Here is an 18,080-nt window from a genome sequence, read left to right on the forward strand (position 1 = left end):
CGTCGCCTGCGACGCTAGAGTTGCGTACGGCGCGCCGACTGTCGCAACCCGACAGTGCCGAGCGCGACCCACGATCGATCCACACAAAGAAAGAGGTCGCGGTGACTGTCAACGACCAGGACCCGTATTCGATGAACTACATCGACTCGGACCCTGAGGAGACCGCCGAATGGCAGGAGTCCCTCGACGCTCTCGTGGCAGCGGAGGGCCGCCAGCGTGCTCGGGAGATCATGCTGAACCTCTTGAAGCGGTCGAAGGAGCTCCACCTCGGCGTCCCGATGGTTCCGACGACGGATTACATCAACACGATCGCCCCAGAGAACGAGCCGCACTTCCCCGGTGACGAGGACATCGAACGCCGTTACCGGGCGTGGATCCGCTGGAACGCGGCCATCCTCGTGCACCGCGCACAGCGCCCCGGAATCGCCGTGGGCGGGCACATCTCGACCTACGCATCCAGCGCAGCGCTCTACGAGGTGGGGTTCAACCACTTCTTCCGGGGACAGGACCACCCGGGCGGCGGCGACCAGATCTTCATCCAGGGGCATGCCTCCCCCGGCACCTACGCACGTGCATTCCTCGAGGGACGGCTCACTGCCGACCAGCTCGACGGCTTCCGCCAGGAGAAGTCGCACGCGCCGAACGGGCTCTCGTCGTATCCGCACCCGCGGCTGATGCCGGAGTTCTGGCAGTTCCCGACCGTCTCCATGGGACTCGGCCCGATCAACGCGATTTACCAGGCTCAGCTCAACAAGTACCTGACGAACCGAGGCATCAAGGATGCCTCCGACCAGCATGTCTGGGCCTTCCTCGGCGACGGCGAGATGGACGAAGTGGAGAGCCGCGGCCAGCTTCAGGTGGCCGCGAACGAGGGCCTCGACAACCTCACGTTCGTCGTCAACGCCAACCTCCAGCGCCTCGACGGGCCGGTGCGCGGCAACGGCAAGATCATCCAGGAACTGGAGAGCTTCTTCCGCGGGGCGGGATGGAACGTGATCAAGGTGATCTGGGGCCGGGAGTGGGATGCGCTGCTGTCGCGCGACACCGAGGGCGCTCTGCTGAACGTCATGAACACGACGCCTGACGGCGACTACCAGACGTACAAGGCAGAGAACGGCGCGTATGTGCGCGATCAGTTCTTCGGCAAAGACCCCCGTGCGCTCGAGCTCGTCAAGGACTACACCGATGAGCAGATCTGGAACCTCAAACGCGGCGGCCACGACTACCGCAAGGTGTACGCAGCGTTCCAGGCCGCACTCGAGCACAAGGGCCAGCCGACGGTCATCATCGCCAAGACCATCAAGGGCTACGGCCTCGGTCCGCACTTCGAGGGCCGCAACGCGACCCATCAGATGAAGAAGATGACGCTGGAGGACCTCAAGAAGTTCCGCGACTCCATGCACATCCCGATCACGGATGAGCAGCTCGCCGAGAACCCGTACCTGCCGCCGTACTACAACCCGGGCGAGAACGACGAGGCCATCCAGTACATGCTGGAGCGTCGCCGCGCGCTCGGCGGGTTCATCCCGGAGCGTCGTACGAAGCACACCCAGATCCCGCTGCCCGACGATAACGCGTACGCGATCTCGAAGAAGGGCTCGGGAACGCAGGAGGTGGCCACGACGATGGCGTTCGTGCGCCTGCTGAAGGACCTGCTGCGGGCGAAGGACTTCGGGCACCGCATCGTGCCCATCATCCCCGACGAAGCCCGGACCTTCGGAATCGACGCGTTCTTCCCGAACGCGAAGATCTACAACCCGAACGGGCAGCACTACACGTCGGTGGACCGCGAGCTTCTCCTGTCGTACAAGGAGAGCGCTCAGGGCCAGATCATCCACGTCGGCATCAACGAGGCCGGCGCGATGGCGGCGTTCACGAACGTGGGGACCTCATACGCCACGCACGGCGAGCCACTGATCCCGATCTACGTGTTCTACTCGATGTTCGGGTTCCAGCGCACAGGGGATGCCATGTGGGCGGCCGGTGACCAGATGGCCAGAGGGTTCATCATAGGAGCCACCGCGGGGCGCACGACCCTCACCGGTGAGGGTCTGCAGCACGCGGACGGGCACTCGCCGATGATGGCGGCCACGAATCCGGCCGTCGTCTCCTACGACCCGGCATACGGCTACGAGATCGGCCACATCGTGCGCAGCGGCATCGAGCGCATGTACGGCGGCAACCACCCCGACCCGAACGTCATGTACTACCTCACGGTGTACAACGAGCCGATGGTGCAGCCGGCAGAGCCGGAGAACCTCGACGTGGAAGGCGTCGTTCGCGGAATCTACAAGTTGAGCAGCGCCGCCGGCGAGGGTCCGCGTGCGCAACTGCTGGCATCCGGTGTCGCGGTGCCCTGGGCGCTGGAGGCGCAGAAGCTGCTGGCCGACGACTGGGGCGTTCGAGCGGATGTCTGGAGCGTGACGAGCTGGAACGAGTTGCGTCGCGACGGCCTCGCCGCCGACGAGCACAACTTCTTGAACCCGGGTCAGGAGAAGCGCGTTCCCTACTTGACGAGCAGGCTCGCCGACGCGCAGGGACCGTTCATCGCCACCACCGACTACGCGCACTCGGTGCCGGACCAGATCCGCGCCTACGTGCCTGGCGAGTTCGCGACGCTCGGCGCTGACGACTTCGGGTTCTCGGACACCCGGGCCGCGGCGAGGCGGTTCTTCACGATCGACGGTCCGTCGATGGTGGTGCGTGCGCTTGAGCTGCTCGCCGCGCGCGGCGAGGTGGACCCGTCGGTGCCCGCACAGGCGATCGAGCGCTACCGGCTCTACGACGTCAATGCGGGCACCACGGGAGTCGCCGGCGGCGAGAGCTAGGCAGCGGGCGTGGCGAAGCCGAGGAGCAAAGAGGAGACGCTCGCGTGGCTGCGTAAGATCTCGGGCGAACTCGCAACGGCGACGCTGAAACGGCTCGAGGACACGCTGCCCTGGTACGGCGAGATGCCGCCGGGTCGGCGGTCGGCTGTCGGGCTCGTGGCGCAGGCCGGCATCACGTCCTTCATTTCATGGTTCGACGACCCACGCTCTACGCCGTGGATCGCCGCCGACGTGTTCGGGGCGGCGCCCCGCGAGCTCTTGCGGTCCGTGTCGCTGCAGCAGACGCTTCAGCTCATCCGCGTCGTCGTCGAGGTGGTCGAGGACCGCGTGCGCACGAGTGGCAACGAGGAGCTCGGCGAGGCCATCCTGCTGTATTCGCGGGAGATCGCTTTCGCGGCCGCGGATGTCTACGCACGTGCCGCGGAGGCCCGCGGACTGTGGGACGCGCGTCTGGAAGCTCTCGTGGTGGATTCGATCCTCACCGGGGAATACGACGACGAGCTGCCCAGCAGGATCGCGGCGCTCGGCTGGCACGGCCATGGCGAGGTCAGCGTTCTGGTCGGTACGGCGCCGAAGCAGCTGGACGTCGACCAGCTGCGGCGCATTGCGCGGCACATGAGCGCAGACGTGCTCATCGGCGTGCAGGGCTCCCGCCTGGTGCTGGTGATCGGGCGCGCACAGCCGAGGGCGAGCGAACCCGAGGAGGTCGGCCCCTCGAACTCGATCGGGTTCATGGAGATCGCGGAGCAACTGGAACCGCAGTTCGGGCCGGGCCATCTCGTGCTCGGGCACGAGGTGCCGGGGCTCGTCGACGCATCCAAGAGCGCCCGAGCGGCCCTTGCCGGGTTCGCCGTGGCGAAGGGGTGGCGCAACTGCCCGCGACCGGTGCACGCGAACGACCTGCTGCCCGAACGCGCGTTCGCCGGCGATCCGCTTGCCAGGAGCACGCTCGTCAACCGCATCTACCGGCCGCTGCAGGCGCACTCCCCCGAGCTGCTGAACACGCTCTGGAGTTACCTCGACAACGGCCGGTCGCTGGAGGCGACGGCGCGCGAGCTCTTCGTGCATCCGAATACGGTGCGCTACCGACTCAAACGGGTCACGGATGTGATCGGCTGGGACGCGACAGGAGCCCGTGAGGCGCTCATCCTGCAGGCGGCACTCATCGTCGGCTCGATCAACGAACCGGATGCGCCCATACGGCGGCGATGACGTGTGCTGTACGACACCGACAAACGATTCCGCCCGAGTTCATGGATGATCGACACGGGCAGCGTACTCAGGATTGGCAGACTAGAGCAGTGATTGTCGTCGCCTGCCCCGGACAGGGCTCGCAAACTCCTGGTTTCCTCGCGCCTTGGCTGCAGGATGCCGCCTCGCGTGACCTCGTCGCCCACTACTCGGAGGTCGCCGGCGTCGATCTGGCGAAGCACGGCACGGAGTCCGATGCCGAGACGATTCGCGACACCGCTCTCGCTCAGCCGCTCATCGTCGCGGCCAGTCTGCTCGCACTGCGAGCGCTCCGCGCGGCAGCACCGGGCGCCGTGGTCGCCGGCATCGCCGGCCACTCCGTGGGTGAGGCCGCTGCCGCCGCGGGTGCGGGCATTCTGTCTGAAGAAGACGCTCTGCGGTTCGTGCGTGCACGCGCGCTGCTGATGGCCGATGCTGCGGCATCCGCTCCCACCGGCATGAGCGCAGTGCTGGGAGGCGACCAGGATGCCGTCGTCGAATACGTCGCAGGCTTCGGCCTCGAACCCGCGAACTACAACGGCGGCGGACAGATCGTGGTCGCGGGTGACCTGGACTCGCTCGCGCGCCTCGGCGAGGAGCCGCTGCGCGGGACACGTGTGGTGCCCCTTCAGGTCGCTGGTGCCTTTCACACCCGCTACATGCAGTCTGCACGCGACGGGCTGGCCGAAGAGGCCGCGAACTTCACGGCTCACGACCCGGCTCTGACGATCTGGACCAACCGCGACGGTTCGGTCGTCGACTCAGGAACGGAGTTCCTCGAGCTGATGGTGGGGCAGGTCGCGTCTCCAGTGCGCTGGGACCTGTGCATGGCATCCTTCGAGCTGGCAGGCATCACCGGCCTGATCGAGTTGACGCCGGGCGGTGCTCTTACCGGTCTCGCCAGGCGGGGGCTGAAGGGCGTGCCCACCGTGGCCATCAAGACGCCGGACGATGTGGCCACCGCGCTTGATCTTCTCAACGCCGGAAGCGGCGCCTGAGCCGATGAGCGCACCTCGCCTCCGTCAGTCGACCGGCGCCCAGTACACGCGTATCCTCGCCTTCGGCGCCGCACGCGGCAGCATGGCCGTGCCGAACGACGACCTCGTCGGGCCGATCAACTCGTCCGACGAGTGGATCAGGCAGCGCACCGGGATCGTCACGAGGGCCAGGGCTCCGCGCGACGTGCTGGCGATCGATCTGGCGACGGAAGCCGCCCACGAGGCGATCGAGAAGTCAGGTGTCGCACCCGCCGAGATCGATCTCGTGCTCATCGCGACCATCAGCAACGTTCGGCAGACGCCTTCGATGTCCGCGGTCGTCGCAGATCGCGTCGGAGCGAATCCCGCTGCCGCATACGACGTGAACGCCGCGTGCGCCGGTTATGCATACGCCATCGCGCAAGCCGACGCGCTGATTCGTGCGGGTGCTGGGCATTACGCGCTCGTGATCGGGGCGGAAAAGCTCTCCGACGTAGTGGACCCCGCCGACCGAAGCATCTCGTTCTTGCTCGGCGACGGCGCGGGCGCGGCGGTGATCGGCCCGAGCGACGTGCCAGGCATAGCCCCGACAGTGTGGGGCTCCGACGGTTCTCGGGCGGATGCCGTTGGCATGGATCACACACTGATCGAGTTCCGCGACGGCGACGCGTCATGGCCCACGCTGTGGCAGGACGGACCATCCGTGTTCCGGTGGGCGGTGTGGGAGATGGCGAAGGTCGCCAGACGAGCGATCGAGGCGGCAGGGATCACGCCCGCCGACCTCTCCGCGTTCGTTCCGCACCAGGCGAACATGCGCATCATCGACGAGTTCGCGAAGCAGCTCAAGCTCCCCGAGTCCGTCGTCATCGCCCGCGACATCGAGACGACCGGCAATACGTCAGCCGCCTCGATTCCGCTCGCCGCCCACCGGCTGCTGGCGGAACATCCGGAACTGAGCGGCACGCTCGCTCTGCAAATCGGCTTCGGCGCCGGCCTCGTGTTCGGGGCGCAGGTCGTCGTGCTGCCCTGAACAGCCCACTTAGACTGTTCTGCTGTCACCCGACATCCCAAGGAGAAACGAAGAAATGGCACTTTCCCGCGAAGAGGTCCTGGCCGGTCTGGCCGAGCTCATCAACGACGAGACCGGCATCGCGACCGACACGGTCGAGCTGGACAAGTCCTTCACCGACGACCTCGACATCGACTCGATCTCGATGATGACGATCGTGGTCAACGCCGAGGACAAGTTCGACGTCAAGATCCCCGACGAAGAGGTCAAGAACCTCAAGACCGTTGGTGACGCCGTCGACTTCATCGTCAACGCCCAGGCCTGATCATCCGTCGGCGCGGCGTGAGTCGCGCCGACGGCACATTACGTTCCATTCACCACGAAACGGCGCTTCTCGTGCGCCCGAGGCTGAAGAGACTCATGACCAAGAAGATCGTCGTCACCGGTATCGGTGCCAGCTCCCCTCTGGGCGGAACGGCTGTCGAAAGCTGGAACGCACTGCTGGCGGGCGAGTCCGGAACGCACACACTCGGCTACGAGTGGGTCGGGAAGTACGAACTGCCCATCACGTTCGCCGCAGAGGCGAAGGTGCGGCCGGAGACCGTGCTCGAGCGCCCAGTCGCGAAGCGTCTCGACCCGGCGGCGCAGTTCGCGCTGGTCTCGGCGAAGGAGGCATGGGCCGATGCCGGTGCGCCCGACGTCGACCCTGACCGCCTCGGAGTGGACTACGCGACCGGCATCGGCGGTGTGTGGACGCTGTTGGATGCCTGGGACACGCTTCGCGAGCGCGGTCCACGCCGCGTCATGCCACTGACCGTTCCGATGTTGATGCCGAACGCGCCGGCAGCGGCCGTATCGATGCATTTCCATGCCCGCGCTTTCGCGCGCACGACGGCATCCGCATGCGCATCCAGCACCGAGTCCATCGTGAACGCCTACGAGCATCTCCAGCTCGATCTCGCCGATGTCGTGATCGCCGGTGGCACCGAGTCCGCCATCCACCCGATCACGATGGCGGCATTCGCCTCGGCTCAGGCCATGTCGAAGCGCAACGACGACCCGGAACACGCCTCCCGGCCGTACAGCATCGACCGCGACGGGTTCGTGATGGGCGAGGGCGCAGCCAGCCTCGTGCTGGAGACCGAGGAACACGCTCTGGCGCGCGGAGCCCGGATCTACGCGGAACTCGCCGGCGGAGGGGTGAGTGCGGATGCCTATCACATCACTGCGAACGACCCCGAGGGCAAGGGTGCCAGACGAGCGCTCCTGGCCGCGCTCGAGCGCGCGGAGGGGACGCCGGACCAGGTGACCCACATCAACGCGCATGCGACGAGCACGCCGGTGGGCGATATCGCGGAGTACGTCGCACTCCGCTCGGTGTTCGGCGATCGGGTGGACGACATTCCCACGTCTGCGACCAAGGCATCCACAGGGCATCTGCTGGGTGGAACGGGTGCTCTCGAGGCGCTGTTCACCGTGCTGGCCCTGCACGACCGCGTGGCACCACCGACGATCAACATCACGCAGCAGGATCCGGAGATCCCGCTGTCGGTCTCAGGCGAGCCACAGACGCTTGGCAATGGGCCGCAGCTGGCCGTGTCGAACTCGTTCGGGTTCGGCGGGCACAACGCGGTCGTCGCGTTCCGCAGCGTCGACTGATCACGCGGCGACCGCTCCAAGCCTTCTAGCCGACCTTGTGCAGCCAGATGACGGGAGCGTCGTCGCTCGCGTGCCGGAACGGTTCCAGTTCGTCGTCCCATGCCTGACCAAGCGCCAGCCTCAGCTCGTGCTGCAGGTCGTGGGCGCTCGAACCGGCGAGTTCCATCGCATAGCGCACGCGATCCTCGGGGATCACGGTGTTGCCGGCGGTGTCGGTCTGCGCGTGGAAGATGCCGAGCGAGGGCGTGTGGATCCAGCGGCCGCCGTCCGTGCCGAGGCCGGCATCCTCCGTCACCTCGAATCGAAGGTGCTGCCAGCCGAGCAGTCCGGAGGCGATACGTGCCGCTGTGCCGCGCTCGCCCTCCCAGAAGAACTCGCTACGCAGCGCGCCGGGCAGCACCGGCTGCTTCTGCCACTGGAAGTTGACCGGGCGTTCGAGGGCGCGCCCGACCGACCACTCCAGGTGGGGGCAGAGCGCGCGAGGAGAGGAGTGCACGTAGAGCACCCCTCGAGCCTTTATTGACGCCATGGTGTCCTCCGTTCGATCTGGTGCGTCTTCCCCTACGACCACGAACGATGAACACTGACCGAAGCATTATCTCCCGATGGGGGGCGGAATCACAAGACTGTGATTAGCGGGGCGCGGATCCCGAGTATGCATCAGCGGCGAGTCGCCTTGGCCACAAACGCATTCCGGGTATATCAATACCGCGTATACAGCCAGTACGACTCATCGCCGGGAGCGCCGTTGTCCGTTCGCCAGAGCATTCTCGCCATCCTCGATCAGGGGCCGTGTTACGGCTACCAGCTGCGAACGGAGTTCGATCGGCGGACCGGATCGGCGTGGCCGCTCAACGTCGGTCAGATCTACAACACTCTCGACCGGCTGGAGCGTGACGGTCTGGTGCAGAAGGCCGGAACCGACGCGCAGGGCCACGTGTTCTACAAGATCACGGATGCCGGCAGCACCGCAGTCGCAGACTGGCTGAGATCGCCAGTGGCGCGGGACTCCGGAACTGTGCGCGACGAACTGGCGATCAAGCTGGCGCTGGCTGCGACGCTGCCAGGCGTCGATGCGCGCGAAGTGGTGGCCCAGCAGCGTGTGACGACCGGGCTTGCGCTCGCAGACCTGATCGCAGCACGGTCCGCAGTCTCGCCTCCGACGAATCCCGAGCAGCTCGCAGAATTGCTCGTACTCGACTCCCGTGTCGCATTTGCGGAGGCGGAGCTGCGGTGGCTCCAGGATGTCGTTTCGCGGCTGCGGAGCGCCCGGGAGCGCGGAATGGGCGACGGTGTGCCGCTCGCGGCGGAGTCGCCGAAGCGTGGCCGGCCGGCGAGGAACATCGAGGCGGGTATGCCAGAGGCCGGCACGATCGCGCGGTCCGCGCGCGACGTCGCGACGAGGTGACGCGGCTCGTGCTGACGTCACGGACAGTCTGAACGGCACGGATGCCGAGCTCGGTCTGCTCGCTGCGGGAGTCTTGCAGCCGTTGACGGGGCTGCTTGTGTTGCTGGAGGCGCAGGGCGTGCTCTATCTGCTGGCCGGGGCCGTGATGATCACCAGGAGGGGGCGGAGCCGCACGGTCGCAGCCGCCCATACGACTGTCGAATCCACACGGGGACAGCGCAGTCGTGTCGAAACCGGCGGCACCCGTTCGACGTCATGACGAGCGCTGATCGATGCGCGGCCGTCACGACGGCGTCGTACGAGGCGGGGATGAGGAATGAAGTACATGCTGATGCTGCGGGCATCCGAGTCAGTGGAGGATCTGTCACAGGGCGAGGCGGAGCGGAAAGCCATGAGGGCATACGACGAGCGGCTCATCAGGGCCGGAGTTCTGCTGGCGGGTGAACACCTCGAGCGCGGTTCCGGCGTGCTCGTCGCTTGCGACGGCGCGCGGCGAACTGTCGCCGATCGTTTCCGGCACGAGCCCATGCCGGTCGCGATGTGGATGCTGCAAGTCGCGTCGCGGGACGAGGCCGTCGAATGGGCGAGACGGTGCCCTGCGACCGACGGATGCATCGAAGTGCGCGGGATCGTGGACCGATTCGACACGAACGTGCTCCGTCGAGCGATCGGGAGTGCGCGATGAAGGGGGCGCGGTGGCATCGGACGAAGTGACGCAGGCAGACGCGGCGACGGTGGCGCGGGAGATCGAGACGGTGTGGCGCCTGGAGGCTGCCAAAGTGGTCGCGACGCTGGCCAGGATGGTGGGCGACCTCGGCCGGGCCGAGGATCTCGCCCAGGACGCCCTGGTGGAGGCGATGCAGTCGTGGCCGCGCACGGGCATCCCGCGCAATCCCGCTGCCTGGCTGACCTCGGTGGCCAAGCGGCGCGCGATCGACGCGTGGCGCCGCGACGAGCGTGCAGCCGAGAAGTACAGACTGATCGCCGCGGTCGGGGCTGGCGACGACGAGACCGCCGAACCGGATGAGACCCGCATCGACGATGACCTCCTGCGACTGGTCTTCGTCTGCTGCGATCCGGTGCTTCCGGCGCCCTCGCGCGTCGCTCTGGCGCTGCGCGTGCTCTGCGGGCTCACGACGGAGGAGATCGCCCACGCCTACCTCGTGCCGCCGACCACGATCGGCCAGCGCATCACACGGGCGAAACGAGCGCTCGCAGCGGCGAACGTGCCGTTCGAGGTGCCGGATCGCGACGAGTTCGACGAGCGGCTGGGGTCGGTGCTCGAGGTCGTGTACCTCGTGTTCAACGAGGGCTATGCGGCGACCTTCGGCGACGAGTGGATGCGCCCGACTCTGGCCGAGGAGGCGATGCGGCTGGGCCGTGTGCTCGCCGAACTCGTGCCTGACCATGCCGAGGTGCACGCGCTCGTGGCGCTGATGGAACTGCACGCGTCTCGGTTCGCGGCGCGCCGGGCGGAAGATGGCGCCGCGGTGCCTCTGGCGGCGCAGGACCGCGCCGCATGGGACAGGCTGTTGATCGCGCACGGCCTCGCGGCGCTTGCGCGCGCGGATGAGCTCGGTGGTGCGCGCGGTCCATACGCGTTGCAGGCGGCGATCGCTGCCTGTCACGCCATAGCCCCGAGCGCCGACGACACCGACTGGCCGCAGATCGCCGGCCTCTATGACGCTCTCGTGGAACGGATGCCGTCACCCGTGGTCGAGCTGAACCGAGCGGTCGCTGTCGGCATGGCTTACGGGCCGCAGGCCGGCCTCGAGGCGCTGGAACCACTCAGCACGGAGAAGTCGCTGTCGACGTACGCCCTGCTGCCTGCCGTGCGCGGAGACCTCTTGGAGCGACTCGGGAGGCACTCCGAGGCGCGGCAGGCGTTCATCACCGCTGCGTCGTTGACGGCGAACGAACGAGAGCGCAACGAGCTGCTGCGGAGGGCGAGCGAGGCGGTTCCGTTCAACTGAGTGCAGACGTCCGCCGTCGGCCTGCGACAAAATCGGGCGCGGCCGGGTCGGTCAGAACTGTTCAGGATCAGAGCTCGCACAGGAGGAGTAGCTGCAGAGCAGGAGTACCTGCACAGCATCAGAACTCGTGCAGCATCAGAACTCGTGCAGCAGAGAGCCGTCCTTCTTCAGCACGTTCTTCTCCCCCGCCTCGATGCGCACCGCGAACCGGTTCTGCTTCGGCGGCATCGGGCAGTTGAAGGCGTAGCTGAACGCACAGGGCGGCAGGATGGCCCGGTTGAAGTCGAGCGTGATCGTGCCGTCGGGGTTCGGCGCAACGAACAGGAAGCGGCCGACGGAGTAGGTGTCGTCCCCGCTCGTGGCGTCGGAGAACACGAGTTGGAGCGCCCTCCCGGCCTTGAACGCTGCCAGATCGTAGGCCACGCCGTCCTTGTTGAACGTGATCTCGCCGGGGATCGCCAGCTCGCGGGTCGCGCCCTCGTCTTTGAGGTGCTCGAAGCCGACGGACAGGCCATCGACCGGGGTGAACGTCGCCTGGATGACCCACTCCGGGTTGTACGGGAACACGTCGATTGCCCCGAACTCCTGGATGCCCTCCGACCGGACGTCCCATACCCGAAGCGCGTACTCGCCCGCCTCGTTGCCGATGACGGTTCCCGTCACGGAGTCGCTGAACGCGACGGTGCTCGGGTCGTCGGTGTCCTTGCCTCGCACGACGACGGCACCGTCGACCACGGCACCGTCGACGACAACGCCGTCTGCCGCTGTTGCCGTCACCTCGAGGCCGGACTCACCGGCAGGCAGCGGCGACCAGAGACCCGCCGCGCCCCAGACCGGCTGAGGCGTGGCATCCGTGATCCACTGCGTGTTCACCAGGGCCAGGTTGCCGGTCGGCTGCAGCACCGAGTACTCCCGACGCTCGTGGAAGTTCGCGAGGAGCTTGGCGGGATCGGTCGAGGGTGCTGCGGCGGTGTCGGTCATGGATCCATCCTCTGATATCGGGTTGCGTCAGTGCTATCTCGGTCCCGGGGCGCTTTCGGTCCGGGGACCGATTCGGACTCGGGGCTGTGTCGGTGTCTGGACTTCGGCCCCTGAACTGCTTCGCTCACGAACTGCAACGCCGGGACGGATGCGGATATTGCGTCGTCACTTCGCCTGGTCGTAGCTGTCGACGATGCCGACACTGAGCGGGAACTCGACGGGGAAGTCGCCGAACAAGAGACGCCCGGCCGCTCGCGCTGACTCCCGGACGGCGGCGGCAGCCTCGTCCGCGACCTCTGCGGGCGCGTGCACCACGACCTCGTCGTGCAGGAAATACACGAGATGGGCGGCTACGGTCGAACGGCGCTGCTGCACCACCAGGCACGTCGCCGACGAGCTCGACTAGGCGATTGCGCAACTCGGCCATCCAGCACAGTGCCCACTCCGCGGCCGTACCCTGCACCACGAAGTTGCGGGTGAAGCGGCCCCAGTCCCTGGCGCGGGAGCGTGCTCGGCGCTCCTGCTCGGCAGTGGCGCCCGGAAGCGACGCGGCTCGTTGCCCGGAGCGCCACTCCTCCGACGGCAGGGGGGACGTGCGGCCGAGTAGCGTGCTCACCCGATCGCCGCGCTCCCCTGCGGCCGCCGCGTCCGCGACCAGCGAGAGAGCCCGTGGGTATGCGCGCGCCAGGCGCGGAAGCACCCTGGCGCCGTCGCCCGTCGTGCCGCCGTACATGGCGGCGAGCATGCCCACCTTCGCGTGCTGCCTGCTGTCGACGACGCCGGATGCGACGAGTCCGTCGTAGAGGTCGCGGCCGCGCCCGGCGGCCGCCATCCGTTCGTCGTGGGCAAGACCCGCGAGGATGCGCGGCTCGAGCTGTGCGGCATCGGCCACGACCAGCTTCCATCCCGGGTCCGCGACCACCGCACGACGCACCTGCTTCGGCAGCTGCAATGCGCCGCCGCCGCTCGTCGCCCACCGCCCGGTCACCACGCCTCCCGGCAGGTAGTCCGGACGGAAGCGTCCATCGTGCACCCAGGCATCCAACCAAGCCCAGCCGTTGGCTGTGTACAGCCTGGCGAGCTTCTTGTACTCCAGCACGACGGGCATGGCCGGATGCTCGACTTCGCGCAGCTCCCACGCTCGTGTGCTGGACGCATTGATGCCGGCCCGCTGCAGAGCCTTCACGAGGTCGCCGGGCGAATCGGGGTTGAGCTTCGGCGCATCCAGGCCGGCGCGGATCTGCGCGACCAGGGCTTCCATGCGCTCAGGCCGCCCGCCGAGCGGGTCGCGCGGGCCGAGCAGCTCGATGAGAAGGCGTTCGTGCACGTCGGCGCGCCACGGAAGGCCGGCGTGCCGAAGCTCCGCGGCGACCAGCGAACCGGCGGACTCGGCGGCCAGAAGCAGGCGCAGGCGGGATGCGGCCGCCCGATCCGTGATGGATGCGACGGCGTCGAGTTGGGCGTGCAGCTCCGCCACCTCGTCGGCTTCTGCCTCGGGGCGAGCGGGGTCGTCGAGCAGGAACAGCGCGTCGTCGGCGACGGGTTCGCGCACAGGATCGTGTGCGGGCCACGCCGGTGCGGCGTCGTGCAGCGGAGAATGTGCCGTTGCGGTGGCGGCGCGCAGGATCGTGCCGCAGAGCGCGAGATCGACGCAACGGGCCACCCGGATGCCGTCCGAGAGCAGTCGCGGGTACCAGGATCGGGTGCTGTTCCATGCCCAGCGCGTCTGTGTCGGCTCTGTGCTCCTGACGTAGTCCGGCCACTCCGCGCTGGCCAATTCGATATCGGTCGCCTCCCCAACGTCGGCCCCGAGACCCGTGACAGCGATGCCGCCGCCCCTTCGTCGTGCGACGAGGTGGGAGGGCATCAGCGCGTGGGCGCAGCCTCGCTGCGCTGTCGGCCGAGCAGGGCCACGGCGTCGCGAACTGTGAGCCCCGGCAGATAGGCGCGCAGCAGCGCAAGCCCGATGGCCGGCAGCGCGACCGGGTCCGGGTAGGCGAGGATGAGCGGCCGCAGCTCGGGCTGGAACTTGCGTTTGAACGACAGCAGGGAGCGGAAGCCGTACATCGCCTCCAAAGAGGAAGCGAGCATCGCCAGGACGGCCTCGACCGCGCTGTCGGGGGAATCCGCTGTCGTCGTCCTCGCCAGAGGTGCGGCGGAGAGGCTGAGGTAGCTCATGCCGTCGTCGCGTGCGCGTTCGGCGGCACCGGCGATCACGTACTCCATCACGCCGTTCGGCCCGTCGATGCGACGCCGCATGAAGTCCAGCGTCCAGCCGTGCACGCGGCCGTCGCGATAGCCGGGCATCCAACTCGTCACCGCCTGGATCACGCCCTCGCCGTCCCTGGCGAGCAGAAGCGCGACATCGCGGTCGTGCAGCTCGTCGAGGCCGCCGAGCGTGAAGCCCATCTCGGGGAGCTCCTTCTGAGCGACCCACTGCTCGGAGAGATCCGCGATCTGCCGGGCGGTCTCGCGCGGCAGATCAACCTGCCTCGTCCACTCCAGTGTGTAGCCGTCGCGCTTCGCACGATTGACGGCCGTGCGGATGTCCTGCCACTTCTTGCCGGTCGTGCTCCAGGCCTGGGGCGCGATCACGGCCTCCTCGGCAACGACTAGGCGATCCCAGCCGATCGTGGCGAAGTGGGCATCCCACTCCCCCGCGTCAACGCTGTAGAAGGCGGGGATCCAGCCGCGGTCGTCGCAGTAGCGTGCGAAGCCGGCCATGGCATCCGCCACTCTGCCCGGATCGCCGAACGCCGCCCCGATCGTGATCGCGACGCCGCCGACGACCCGGTAGCCGACAGCCGTGCTCCCCTCCGGTCCGAACCAGTACGAGGTGTCGGGCCACGTCGTCATGAACGACAGGTGGTCGCCACCGTACGTTTTGAGGATGCGCCTGGCGCGGTCGGCATCGTGCACGGTCGATGCAGGACGGGCGAGCAGTGGGGGGATGGCAGCACCTATCGCGATCAGCCAGAACAGCGGTCCGACGCCATGGTAGAGGATGCGGCCTGCCAGCGAGGACGGCAGGAAGTCGGGGATCTCCCGGTGCAGGAATTCGACGGGGATGAAGCGTTCGACGGCGTCGAGCAGCAGGTCCCCGATGCTGATCGGCCGGTCGAAGGCGATGTCGCGCAGCGCCCAGCCCAGGCCCACGTACAGCACGATCAGGGCGCCGGCGCTGACGCCAACGATCGTGAGATAGCGCACGATCGAGCGCCGCGTGGGCATCACCGTGAAGCTGCGTCGGGTGGCGAACAGCAGCACTGCCGTCACGACCGGGGCTATCACTGTTGCGCCGAGGGACGCGACAACGCCCCATGAGCCATGATCGGGAAGCCGCTGCACACCGGCGATGCCGGTGCGTGGCAGGAATCCGAGATAGTACGCGGCGCAGAACGCCAGCAGGGCGTTCATCGCTATGCCCAGCCCGACAGCGAAACGACGCCCCCGGGCGAGCCCCCAGCTCACCAGAATGAGCATGAGCAGGGGAAGCACGCTGAGCACGATCGGCCCGAACGAGCCGATGCGCTCCAGCGTGATCGCCTGCACGCAGGAGTGACTCACCGCATAGACCGTGCACGCCCGCAATCCCTGCGGGTCAGAAGAAGAGCCGTTGTCCAGCAGCAGCGCAAGCGGGGCGAGCAGACCATGCGGATGCCTCGACAACGCCGCGATGATCGGCCCGATCGCGCCCGTGGCCACGACCGACGCCATGAGCACGCGCACCTCGTGGTGGGAACTCCAACCCCACTTGCGCGACCTGCCCGACGGATTCAGCACCAGGCCCAGTGCGAACCCGATCAGCACGGCGAGCGCACGGTACATGTCGACCGGTCCGCCGCGATACAGCAGGAACATCAGCACGATCACGGTCGTGAGCACCCGGATGCGCCGCCTGGTGCGAACCGACGCAAACGCACTCGCCGTCATGACGGCGCCGGCCGCGCCCGTCAGCGGGTCGAGAACGAGTGTGTCGAGCACGCCTTCGTTGAAGATGCCGCCGGCCGACCCGATCACGGTCTGGAGGGTGGCGCCGAGCACATCGGCGGCGACGGCGGTGGCGAAGAACGCGGCGACCGTGCGCCAGGTGCCCATGCGGCGTTCGCTGATCGCCAATGCGATCCCGCCCAGCACCAGCGCGAAGACGAGCGCCACGTAATCGGTGGCGACGATCAGCGAGGTGACAGGACTCCACCAGTGGCCCCACAATCCCAGTGGATCGAAGCCGGTGCCGAGCATCCGTCGCACCGGAGCACGCACGCCGGCTGGTGTACTCAAGACCAGTGTGACGACCGTGACGACGACCAGGTAGGCGATCGTGAACGGCGCGCTCGCGGCGCCGTCGAGCGCAGCGCGCAGCAGGCGCGAACCCGACGGCTTCGTACGTGTGCTTGTGGGTGAAGCTGTCATCCGACCGCTAACCCTAAGGCATGCGGATGACACGACGACTGAGGACACGAGCACGGATCGCAGAGAACCGGGTGACGATGTCGGTTGCCCATGTGACGCCTCCGTTTCGGCGTGCGTGTGCAGCCGAGTCGATTCTTCCTCGCGGATCTGACCGCACGACCCCGCTGAACAGCGTATTCAGAAACGTGACAGCGGGCGCACACGACACAGACGGCCGCCACACGGGGCTGCCGCCCAGCGTGAGCCGCCTCACAGGTTGGGTCGGTGCTGCATTTCACTAATGCCGGTGCTGCATTTCACTAATGGTGGGCGCTCACGCACGCGGGTTGCGCCCGACCGCCTGGACTGGATCGTCAACCGAGGACATCCACCCACAAGATCCACCCGGGTTGGTTCGCAGTCCACCCGTAGATTGATTCGCCTTGACGACCGGGCCGCGACGATCGAAGTCATGCGAACCCAAGATCACGCGACTCGACGTTCGGCCGCCTGGAAGAAGCTCTTGCCGAGTCTGTTCTTCAACGCAGTCATCCCGTTCGGCGTCTACGAGCTGGCGCGCCCGCTCGTACCGAGCGACACTGTTGCGTTGTTGCTCGGCGCAGTCGTCCCGGTCATCGTGACGACGATTGGTTTCGTCATCAAGCAGCGCTTCGATCCGATCGGCGTGGCATCCATCGTCATGTTCATGCTTCTCATTGGGCTTCTCGCCCTGACAGGCGGCAACCCGCTCGTGCTCGAACCTCACGAAGCAGTCTTCACCGGACCGATCGGCTTGGTGGTGTTGGCGTCGGCCGCCATTCGTCGCCCCGTCGCAGCCTTGGTACCTCCCCTGCGCAGGTCGATGAGCCCGCGGCAGCTCGGTGTGCTGACTGCGATCGTCGGCGCGACTCTTGTGGCGCACTTCGTTACGGTGCTCGTGCTTGCGCTCGCCCTACCGGTGGCCGTCTTCCTTGCCGTCGGCCGCCTGGTCGGCGTCGCGGTCGTCGTCGCCGGGCTCCTCACAATGCGCTGGTATCGCTCGCGCATCAAGAAGGATGCAACCACGGCGCCCCAGGTGGCGAGTTGACATTCGTGTTCGTGCGTCGGCGCGATACGTTCGGCTGCGCTACGTGGATGAAGGCGTAACAGCGTCTCCAACGCCCGGGCGCGTAGCGTGCCACGCTGCTCAAACTCGACGAACCGAACGCAGGTGCCGACCTGGGTCGCTACAGCGACTTCGGCTGATGCCGGCGGTTGGGCTTCTGCGCCTGCTCGGCGGGCGCTCAATCGCTGCGGACAATCTGGGGCCCTTTCGCGATTCGTCGAAGCGGCTTGTCGACGGGCCGAAGACCTGAACGGTACTGCGGGATACGCGACGGATCCGCATTCGGTCCTCACGGAAAGTAGGGCGGACGGGACTTGAACCCGTGACCGGCGGATTATGAGTCCGATGCTCTAGTCAAGGCCTTGGAACGCGGGCGCTTCACTGCAAAATCCGCGGAATTGCGCGGATTTTGAAGACCATATGATCACTGTGATCACGTTGCTTTTCATTCAAGTGTGTGTCCTTATGTCGTTGTCAAGCGGCGAGGGCGTGGCCAGGGTCATAGAGGGTGCCGTCGC

14 protein-coding genes are annotated in these 18,080 nt (G+C 67.3%); 10 read left to right on the forward strand and 4 right to left on the reverse strand.

All coding sequences use genetic code 11. The features are described from left to right. The first annotated feature begins 101 nt into the window (after positions 1-101). The 6 genes from aceE to ACYVDK_RS05205 all read left to right on the forward strand — a co-directional run bounded on the left by aceE (position 102) and on the right by ACYVDK_RS05205 (position 7,703). The gene (aceE, locus tag ACYVDK_RS05180) at positions 102-2,828 is read left to right on the forward strand and encodes a pyruvate dehydrogenase (acetyl-transferring), homodimeric type (RefSeq protein ID WP_460518910.1); all 2,727 of its coding nucleotides are present in this window, start codon (positions 102-104) and stop codon (positions 2,826-2,828) included. 9 nt (positions 2,829-2,837) lie between these two features. Continuing rightward, complete coding sequence (locus ACYVDK_RS05185; protein ID WP_460518913.1) at positions 2,838-4,040, forward strand: PucR family transcriptional regulator; 1,203 nt, start codon at positions 2,838-2,840, stop codon at positions 4,038-4,040. Positions 4,041-4,129: 89 nt separating this feature from the next. Beyond that, positions 4,130-5,056 (forward strand): ACP S-malonyltransferase, encoded by a 927-nt coding sequence (locus ACYVDK_RS05190; RefSeq protein ID WP_460518916.1) that lies wholly within the window; start codon positions 4,130-4,132, stop codon positions 5,054-5,056. Positions 5,057-5,060: 4 nt separating this feature from the next. Beyond that, a complete protein-coding gene (locus tag ACYVDK_RS05195) occupies positions 5,061-6,065 on the forward strand; it encodes a beta-ketoacyl-ACP synthase III (RefSeq protein WP_460518919.1) in 1,005 nt (334 codons plus the stop codon). Positions 6,066-6,120: 55 nt separating this feature from the next. Beyond that, positions 6,121-6,369, forward strand: a complete 249-nt coding sequence (locus ACYVDK_RS05200; RefSeq protein ID WP_460518922.1) for an acyl carrier protein — start codon at positions 6,121-6,123, stop codon at positions 6,367-6,369. 95 nt (positions 6,370-6,464) lie between these two features. Further along, a complete protein-coding gene (locus ACYVDK_RS05205) occupies positions 6,465-7,703 on the forward strand; it encodes a beta-ketoacyl-[acyl-carrier-protein] synthase family protein (protein ID WP_460518925.1) in 1,239 nt (412 codons plus the stop codon). A 25-nt stretch (positions 7,704-7,728) separates the two neighbouring features. Here the strand turns inward: ACYVDK_RS05205 and ACYVDK_RS05210 are convergent, their stop codons facing one another. Further along, positions 7,729-8,232 carry a DUF3145 domain-containing protein gene (locus ACYVDK_RS05210; RefSeq protein ID WP_460518928.1) on the reverse strand — a complete coding sequence of 168 codons (504 nt, stop codon included), beginning with the start codon at positions 8,230-8,232 and terminating at the stop codon, positions 7,729-7,731. 147 nt (positions 8,233-8,379) lie between these two features. On the opposite strand from ACYVDK_RS05210, the gene ACYVDK_RS05215 reads away from it, so the two are divergent. From ACYVDK_RS05215 to ACYVDK_RS05225, 3 genes are all read left to right on the forward strand, one after another. Continuing rightward, the gene (locus tag ACYVDK_RS05215; RefSeq protein WP_460518931.1) at positions 8,380-9,111 is read left to right on the forward strand and encodes a PadR family transcriptional regulator; all 732 of its coding nucleotides are present in this window, start codon (positions 8,380-8,382) and stop codon (positions 9,109-9,111) included. 316 nt (positions 9,112-9,427) lie between these two features. Continuing rightward, entirely contained in the window at positions 9,428-9,796 is a 369-nt protein-coding gene (locus ACYVDK_RS05220; RefSeq protein ID WP_460518934.1) for a YciI family protein, read from the forward strand. A gap of 10 nt (positions 9,797-9,806) precedes the next feature. Next, entirely contained in the window at positions 9,807-11,084 is a 1,278-nt protein-coding gene (locus ACYVDK_RS05225; protein ID WP_460518937.1) for an RNA polymerase sigma factor, read from the forward strand. A 135-nt stretch (positions 11,085-11,219) separates the two neighbouring features. Here ACYVDK_RS05225 and ACYVDK_RS05230 read toward each other — a convergent pair whose 3' ends face one another. The 3 genes from ACYVDK_RS05230 to ACYVDK_RS05240 form a co-directional block, all read right to left on the reverse strand. Next, positions 11,220-12,065: a DUF1684 domain-containing protein gene (locus ACYVDK_RS05230; protein WP_460518940.1), complete on the reverse strand. Its 846-nt coding sequence runs from the start codon at positions 12,063-12,065 to the stop codon at positions 11,220-11,222. Between the two features lie 124 nt (positions 12,066-12,189). Further along, positions 12,190-13,932, reverse strand: coding sequence for a bifunctional 3'-5' exonuclease/DNA polymerase (locus ACYVDK_RS05235; RefSeq protein WP_460518942.1), 1,743 nt, complete (start codon positions 13,930-13,932; stop codon positions 12,190-12,192). Beyond that, the gene (locus ACYVDK_RS05240) at positions 13,932-16,478 is read right to left on the reverse strand and encodes a bifunctional lysylphosphatidylglycerol flippase/synthetase MprF (RefSeq protein WP_460518945.1); all 2,547 of its coding nucleotides are present in this window, start codon (positions 16,476-16,478) and stop codon (positions 13,932-13,934) included. The genes ACYVDK_RS05235 and ACYVDK_RS05240 overlap by 1 nt, the downstream gene beginning before the upstream one ends. 451 nt (positions 16,479-16,929) lie before the next feature. On the opposite strand from ACYVDK_RS05240, the gene ACYVDK_RS05245 reads away from it, so the two are divergent. After that, positions 16,930-17,544 (forward strand): DUF3159 domain-containing protein, encoded by a 615-nt coding sequence (locus ACYVDK_RS05245; RefSeq protein WP_460518948.1) that lies wholly within the window; start codon positions 16,930-16,932, stop codon positions 17,542-17,544. The last annotated feature ends 536 nt before the right edge of the window (positions 17,545-18,080 follow it).

It is taken from the genome of Humibacter antri, assembly GCF_054777235.1.

Coding starts and splice junctions, on each gene's coding strand:
- ACYVDK_RS05230 (WP_460518940.1), bottom strand. CDS start 12,065: ATGACCGACACCGCCGCAGCACCCTCGACCGATCCCGCCAAGCTCCTC.
- ACYVDK_RS05210 (WP_460518928.1), bottom strand. CDS start 8,232: ATGGCGTCAATAAAGGCTCGAGGGGTGCTCTACGTGCACTCCTCTCCT.
- ACYVDK_RS05195 (WP_460518919.1), top strand. CDS start 5,061: ATGAGCGCACCTCGCCTCCGTCAGTCGACCGGCGCCCAGTACACGCGT.
- ACYVDK_RS05200 (WP_460518922.1), top strand. CDS start 6,121: ATGGCACTTTCCCGCGAAGAGGTCCTGGCCGGTCTGGCCGAGCTCATC.
- ACYVDK_RS05205 (WP_460518925.1), top strand. CDS start 6,465: ATGACCAAGAAGATCGTCGTCACCGGTATCGGTGCCAGCTCCCCTCTG.
- ACYVDK_RS05240 (WP_460518945.1), bottom strand. CDS start 16,478: ATGACAGCTTCACCCACAAGCACACGTACGAAGCCGTCGGGTTCGCGC.
- ACYVDK_RS05245 (WP_460518948.1), top strand. CDS start 16,930: ATGCGAACCCAAGATCACGCGACTCGACGTTCGGCCGCCTGGAAGAAG.
- ACYVDK_RS05235 (WP_460518942.1), bottom strand. CDS start 13,932: ATGCCCTCCCACCTCGTCGCACGACGAAGGGGCGGCGGCATCGCTGTC.
- ACYVDK_RS05220 (WP_460518934.1), top strand. CDS start 9,428: ATGAAGTACATGCTGATGCTGCGGGCATCCGAGTCAGTGGAGGATCTG.